Source organism: Streptomyces spiramenti (assembly GCF_012034385.1).
Lineage (GTDB): Bacteria > Actinomycetota > Actinomycetes > Streptomycetales > Streptomycetaceae > Streptomyces > Streptomyces spiramenti.
The window spans coordinates 1-5,285 of the sequence record NZ_JAAVJB010000292.1; the positions used below are offsets into that span (position 1 = coordinate 1).

Annotated in this window: 3 protein-coding genes and 1 pseudogene; 2 read left to right on the forward strand and 2 right to left on the reverse strand. The window is 70.4% G+C overall.

Going from position 1 to position 5,285, the window contains the following annotated elements:
• Both HCJ92_RS21815 and HCJ92_RS21820 read left to right on the forward strand, forming a co-directional pair.
• Positions 1 to 813: pseudogene (locus HCJ92_RS21815) on the forward strand (histidine kinase); the annotation flags it as partial.
• 249 nt (positions 814 to 1,062) lie between these two features.
• A complete protein-coding gene (locus HCJ92_RS21820) occupies positions 1,063 to 1,398 on the forward strand; it encodes an SCO4225 family membrane protein (RefSeq protein ID WP_338054314.1) in 336 nt (111 codons plus the stop codon).
• 737 nt (positions 1,399 to 2,135) lie between these two features.
• On the opposite strand, the gene HCJ92_RS24475 is transcribed toward HCJ92_RS21820, so the two are convergent.
• Together HCJ92_RS24475 and HCJ92_RS21830 are read right to left on the reverse strand one after the other, a co-directional pair.
• Positions 2,136 to 4,586 (reverse strand): eCIS core domain-containing protein, encoded by a 2,451-nt coding sequence (locus HCJ92_RS24475; protein ID WP_245241104.1) that lies wholly within the window; start codon positions 4,584 to 4,586, stop codon positions 2,136 to 2,138.
• A gap of 359 nt (positions 4,587 to 4,945) precedes the next feature.
• On the reverse strand, positions 4,946 to 5,285 hold a 340-nt coding region (locus tag HCJ92_RS21830; RefSeq protein WP_209311439.1), incomplete at its 5' end, for a transposase.

The following is a 5,285-nucleotide window of genomic DNA, read 5'->3' on the forward strand; positions in this document are numbered from 1 at the left end:
GCGCTGGCCGCTGCCGCCGCCGGCGCGGTGCAGACGGCGGTCGGTCTCGCGCTGGTCGTGCGGGCCGACGCGCCGGGGGTGCCGGGGACCCTGGGCGCGGTGGTGCTCCCGTCCGGGGTGGTGGCGGCGGCCTGGGCACTGGGGCGCCGCCACGGACGACGCGCGCGGGCGGCGCGCGAGGCGCGGGAGGCGCGCATCACCGATGTCACCGGGGCGGCCGTCCGGGAGGCGTGGGCCGAACGGAACCGGATCACCGACGGGTTGGAGACCACCGTCCTGGCCCGGACGGCGGCCATGGTCGGTGAGGCACGGGACGGCCGTCTGGTGGAGACCGCAGAGCGGGCCCGGGAGGCGCTGGGTGCGATGCGGGCCCTGCTGGACCGGGAGGGCGCCACTGCGGAGTACGCCGAGCGGCGACCCCAACCGACGCTCAGCGCACTGGATCTCCTGGTGCGTCAGAGCCGCGCCGCCGGTCGTCACGTGCGGGTGCACGCCGAAGACGGCGTCCTGCGGCAGCTGCCCCCTGCGGTGGACCTCGCGGCCTACCGCGCCGTCGAGACACTGCTGTCGGCGGCCGGCGACCGTCCGGTGGAGCTGAGTTTCCTGCGGGACCGGGAGACGCTCGTGCTGCGCGCCACCGGGCCCGGGGCGGCGAGCGGGAAGCGCCGCGCGGAGCTGGAAGCGTGCGCCGTCGCGCTGCGCGGGAGCTACCGCGCAGCGCGGGGCGGTGCCGCCGAGCTGAGGCTGCCGCTCGTGACAGTCGTCCCCGACCGTGCCGCCGACAGCACCGGGGCCGGAGATGACCGACCGTGACCGTCGCGGCACCGACCACCTTCGTCCCGGACGTCCGCGCCCTCGACGCCTTGCCGCGTGGGCTCGGCCTGCGGGACCCGGACGCATGCGGCCGTCCGCGCCCACCGCCTCCGGTTCGCACGGCCCTTGCCCGCTGCGCCGGCCCGCGTCTGGACCGGGCTGCCCCGCCGGTCCGCACCGTACGTGACCCGTCCGACGGCGACGTCCGCCGCCGTCCACGTGTTCCACCTCCGAGAGAGGCCCGCCCTCGTGACCACCTCCGCACCCGGCAGTCCCGGCGCCACCGGGCGCCTGTCCTTCCTCCGGACGATCCGTGCCGCGCTCACCACCCCCGCGGCCCTGACCTACCTCGGCGGCTTCGCCGCACTGCTCGTCTGGGCGATCTCCTCGACCATCGCCCACGCACCCGGTGACGCCTCGTTCGCCATGATCTGGCCGATGCTGGCCAGCTTGCCGCTGGGGCTCTTCGTCGTCCCGGGACTGGGAGAACACCCCGCCTCGGTGTTCGTACCGATGCTGCTCGGCGCCCTCGTGAACGCCGTCGTGGTCGGATGGTGCTACCGGACCCTGCGCTCGGAGCGCTGAGCGGTCCGCCGCCACCGACACCGTCTGCCGCGCACCGCCCACCCTCGGCCACGCCGGGTCGGGGCGACCAGGGCCGCAGCTCGTGAGTGATCCATCGCCGGCTTCACGACGGGTCCCGCGCACGTTCCCCGAGCGGGCGGCCGGCCCCCCCCTCGCGCCCGGCGGCCCGCCCCGGGACGGCCGCCCGCCGCCGGTGCACGGCGCGGCCGGACGCCCGCGTCGTCGTCCACGGGGCGGGCCGCTCAACGCGGATGCGAGGATGACCCGATGTGTCGCCGTTCCGCCGCTCTGTCCCTCGCGCTGATCGCAGCCGCGCTCACCGCGTGCACCACGGTGCAGCCTCCGCCGTCCACGGGTGGTTCGCCGCGTCCGGCAGGCGGCGCCGCGCCGGCCATCCCCGTTCCTTCCCCCGAGGAGGACACCACCCCCGTCCTGGAGGAAGCCCCCGCCCCGGCGCCCGGGCCGGACGAGCAGCCCCCGCCGGTGCCCGCGCCCGGGGCTCCGTCGACGGAACCCGCTGCCGCACCCGCACCGTTGGCCCCGGCGCCGGCTTCGCCGGTCCCGCCCGCCCCCGTTCCTGACCGGCGGCCCGTCAGCCCCTCACCGCCCGCTGTCGAGTTCGACACCGGCGTCGTGTGCGACCTGGGGCGGGGCTGGCTGGACGAGGACCTCGCCGCGGCATGCCGCGGCGCGTTCGGCCCGTAGCCGGCCGGCACTCCCGTACGGCTGCGCGAGGGCTAGGCGGGCTCCATCACGACATCCCCGTCGCCGTCCGTGGCCTGCGGCGACCTGGCCTCCCCGTACTGTTTGACGAGGTTGGTACGGAACGTCTTCTGCTGCATGTGCAGCAGGTCGGCCATCGAGCTGACGGTGTAGGTGCTGCGTTGATCGGCGACGAACCGGGCGAGATCGTGGGACATCTTCGAGAACGCGATGACGCCGAGGTCGGGATCGCTCTCCCTGCGCTGCCACTCGCCGTAGAAGACGATGTCAGCCTTCACCTCGGTCAGCAGGGTTTCCCAGTCGTCCGAGCCTCGGGTCATCTTCTTCCACCCGGTGCCCTTGGAGTTCGACCCCTTCTTCTCGGTCTTGGTGCCCGTCCTCCGGCGCTTGATGTCGTCGCGTCCGGTTGCGGTGTTGTCGCGCTTCTCGTGTCCGGTCTTGCCCGTCACGTACCTGTTGACGTGGCTGTAAACGGCGTCCTCGGACCTGCCGGACACATCGACGTCCATGACGATGTCCCTGAGCTCTGCATAGCTCGCCCCCTGCTCCCTCCATTTCTTGTATGCACTTGTCTCTGCCTCCGTATCGTTGTTGAGGTAGGCGACCTGAATTTCTTCCCTTCCCTCGGGGCTGACGATGCGGGTGGCGCGGGCCCGGGACTGGGAGTTCTGCGTCTTCGAGCCTTTGCCGAGCTTCCCGGCGGAGTCTTCCGCGTAGGTGAGGTCGAACGCGCGGGGCCTGGACTTGTACTCGTCGTCCGTGTCCATATGGTCGGAGCTCTCGCCCTCGGTGTCGGACGCGGTCCGGTACCCCCGTCGTGCCGCCAGCGCGGCGGATTCAGTGAACTGGGGGCCGTGGCGGTCCTCGGCGTCCTCCGGGGGGCGTACGCGCGACAGCGCGGAGGAACTCGGCAGTCCCTGGGCGAGCTCCATCATGTATTCGTGGAACTTCGGGTCCTGTACGACGTGTGCTTGATGCTTGTACAGGTTCGCCAGGGACGTCCAGTAATAGAAGCCGGGGTTCGGGTCGAATTCCAGGTCGGTGAACTTGCTCTGGTAGTACCTCAATGCGGCCGTGCAGCAGAGGCATCCCCGGTACCGGCCCATGATGGCGTGGGTGCCCGTGACTTCCTTGGGAGTGACGCCGGACCGGTGCAGGGCCAGCATCAGCTTCTGCTCCGCATGGACCAGCTTCTTCTCCTCCCCGAAGGTGATGAGGAAAATCGCCCCGATGTACGATTCGTCGGTCAGTAGTTTGTGCAGGGGCTCCGGCGGGTCGCTGATGTCCACGATCGTCACCGGTTTGCCGTGACGCCTGCGCAGTGTGTCGGCCGTGGCGTCGCCGGTCGGGTTGCGAGGCTTCGACTTCGAGAAGAGTTCTTTCGTCTTTTTGCCGGCGCGCTCCACCCTCTCGACGTACTCACGGGCTTCCGCCTTCGGGAGGTTCCCCTCACGGCCCTTGTCGCTCTGACCCATCCCGATGATCTCGGAATAGGCGTCGCGACCGTCCTTGCCGTCGGTCTGGTGGCCCCTGAACAACTCCATTGACTCGTTGAAGTTCGAGGCGAAGAGGAGCCTGTTGTTGATGAGCATGCCCTGGATCTCGCGCTCGTTCACGCTCTCTTCTGCGTTCTCGTCTCCCTGTTCCCGGAGGCCCGCCTGGGCGTCGTAGACGAGGAACGCCTGATGTGACAGGGTCTGGGCCGCCTCTTCGCCCTGATAGGGGCGGGAGAACCGCTTGTCAGCTTCTTCGGGGCCGATGCCCTGGTTACCGGCGCCGTACGAATAGCTCCAGTGTTCCTTGACGGCCTCGTGGGTGCTCAGCGCATGCTGCCGGGCCGTCTTCGGCTTCGGGACGTCCGGCATGCGCTGAACGGGGGCCGGGCCGGAGCAGGTCCGCTGGACCGGGTGGTCGCTGTCCTGGACCTTGTCTCCCGCGACGGCGCGTTGGGCGAGAACGGACGGCGCGATCGGGTCTCCCGCTGCGAAGGCGGAACCCTCGGCTGTCGCGGTCCGTTCGGAGGGCTGGTTCGGATCGGTCACCGTGACCTGGCCGTTCCTGTGGCCCGTCTCAGTCACGCCACGCGTGTTCTTGTCGACGTGGCTTAATTCATGGCCCATCAGTTCTCTGTTGGTGCTGGCTGAGGGGGAGGCAAAGACACGGGTGCCGATGGTCATGGCCTCGGCACCCATCGCGACGAGGGCGCGCTGGGCCACGGCGTTGTCGTGGAGTCGGGCGGCGCCGATGTTCTCGTTTCGGTAGAAAGACTTGGCCTCGGAGATGAGAGGGTCCGGGAACGAGCGGCTGGGGGATTTGCCGGCTTCCTCGAGGAGTAAGGCCTGGTGGGCGTCCCCGCTTTCGTGACCACAGCCGGGGCCATGGGAGTGCTGCTCCTCGTCGACGAGGCGGGCGACGGCCCGGTTACCGATGGAACGTTGAAGTGCCAAGGCAATCGCGGGGGTCATCGGCCCGCGCCTCACGGCTTCGGGCCCCGCCGCTGTCCTGGGCGGAGCCTGTGTCTTGCGCGCGGAGTTCTTGTCGGCGTGTTCTTCCCGTGCGTGCACCAATTCCGTTCCCTGGGACGAGAGGTGTGGATCACTCTGGCGAGGCCAAGTACGAGGCTATCGGAGGCGACTCGTCGGCGAGAACCAAACGCTCACTAACCTCGATCTTTCGTGAGGGTCCGCTGACGGAGTCGGCGGACCCTCACGCTGTCCGTGGCTGAGGCCGGGCAGGGTGGGGGCCCGTGTGTCGCCTCGGGTGGGCGCCGGGTTCCACTGTTCCGGTCGGGGTGGTGCTGGTGTCGGGACGGGTGAACCGTTGGTTATCCGGGGTTGGGTAGGAGTGCGAGCCGTTCCAGGGCGCCGGTGATCAGGTTGGTCCAGGGCCAGTGCCGGGTGAGGCGGAGGATGCGGCGGCGGCCGGTGGTGACGAGTTGGGCGGCTGCGGAGAAGAGGCGGAACCGCAGTCGGCGGGGTTCCCAGAGCCGGGCGGTGCCGTTGAGGGCGAGCATGGGCATCCAGGCCAGCAGGTCGAGAGCGATCTGGACGATCTCGAGCCAGATCTTGTTCTGGGCTGTGGTGTGGAGGGGCAGGTTGCGCAGGCCGGTTGCCCGTGCGGCCCGGATCCGGTCCTCCGCGCGGGCCCGCAGCCGGTGGCGGAGT